The 1,679-nt window shown below is 73.7% G+C and carries 2 protein-coding genes; both read left to right on the forward strand.

Annotation, left to right across the window (positions count from 1 at the left end; genetic code table 11):
• Nucleotides 1-807 (forward strand): flavin monoamine oxidase family protein (locus tag ACTUAL_RS14485; protein WP_440900608.1); only part of this gene is annotated, 807 nt, incomplete at its 5' end.
• A gap of 62 nt (nucleotides 808-869) precedes the next feature.
• Nucleotides 870-1,625, forward strand: a complete 756-nt coding sequence (locus ACTUAL_RS14490; protein ID WP_440900609.1) for a Rid family hydrolase — start codon at nucleotides 870-872, stop codon at nucleotides 1,623-1,625.
• Nucleotides 1,626-1,679: the final 54 nt, after the last annotated feature.

Genomic DNA, 1,679 nt, shown 5'->3' on the forward strand with positions numbered 1-1,679 from the left:
AACTACTTCTCCTTCGAGCAGGGCTGGGACCAGGCCATGAACATGTTCCAGCCGGTCGGCGGCATGGACGCGATCCCGAAGGCCTTCGTCGCCGCGCTGCGCCGGCGCGAGACCTACAACGCGAGCGTGCAGCGGATCGAGAACACCGCGAACGGCGTCCGGGTCACCTTCCGCGACCGCAACGCCACCCGGCGCATGGAGGCCGACTCCTGCGTCTGCACCATCCCGCCGCTGGTGCTCACCGGCCTCGACACCAACTTCTCCGCCCAGGTGAGGGCGGACCTGGCCGTCCCGGTCGGCGCGACCACGGGCAAGGTGGGCCAGCAGTACCGACGCCGGTTCTGGGAGACCGACGAGGACATCATGGGCGGCATCACCAACACCAACCTCGACATCGGCACGATCTGGTACCCCTCGAACGGCTACCTCTCCCAGAAGGGCATCGTCGTCGGCTCCTACAACTTCGGGGCCGGTGCCGTGGCCTTCGGCAACCTCACGCCGGCGCAGCGGGTCGCCCGCGCGGTGGAGCAGGGCGAGCGGATCCACGGCGCGGCCTACCGCACCGAGATGGAGACCGCGTTCACCGTCTCCTGGCACAAGATGCCGCGGGCGAAGGGCGGCTGGGTCAGCTGGCCCTCCGGCACCCGGGGCGGGCCCTCGACGCCGTACGGCCGGCTCACCCAGCCCGCCGGCAACGTCTACTTCGCGGGCGACCACATGAGCCACGTCATCGCGTGGCAGCACGGCGCCTTCGAGTCCGCGCGCAAGAGCGTCGCCGCGCTGCACGCCCGGGCGCTCGCCGCATGAGCCGCACCGCCCGACCGACCTCTCCCCAGACCCCCGCCCCGACCTCCCCGAGGAGCCCCGCCGTGCCCGTCGTCGACCAGACCCCCACCGACAGCGTCCCCACCGACAGCGCCCCCACCACCGCCCGCCGCCGCCGGCCGCGGGTGCGCACCCTCGTCGCCGCCGCCCTCGCCACCGGGCTCGGGCTGGGCGCGGCCGGCGCGGCGGTGGCCGCCGACATGATGCCCCGCCCGCGGGAGGTCGCCTACCGCATCCCGGCCCTGGCCAACGGCGGGGTCAACCCCGACCCGTTCCTGGCCAACGGCGTCGCGATCGGCAACGCCGTCGCGACCTACAAGTCCGCCGGCACCGGCCCCGCGGCCCTCAACAGCGCGGCCCCCGCGGGCACCCCCGCCCGCTACATCGACTACTCGCTCCTCACGCAGCTGTACCCGGACTTCTCCCCCACCACCGAGCAGCGCGCGGCGGGGGTGCTGCCCGCGGGCGTCACCGTCACCGAGGCGCAGGGCCTCAACGCCATGGCCCGCATCCGCGAGAACGTGCAGGCGGCGGGGCTGGACCTCGACAGCGTGTACTTCATGCGCATCTACGTCGAGGCCCCGCCCGGGACCACGCGCGGGGACTACAACGGCTGGAACCGCGCCTACCGCAAGTACATGGCCAACGTCAGCCGCACCACGGGGGCCGTGCTGCCCGCCTACGCCCCGGTGCTGTACGCCAACCAGACCCGGCCGGCCCGCTCCAACCTCGAGGTCGCCACCCTGCCGGTGCAGGGCTGGCTCGTGGAGATCGAGGTCGAGGCGGCCTGGTCGCGCTGACCCCGACCGCGCGGTGAGGGCCGGGTAGGCCGCCCCGCCACCGCACGCAGCACG

It is taken from the genome of Actinosynnema sp., from assembly GCF_052038725.1.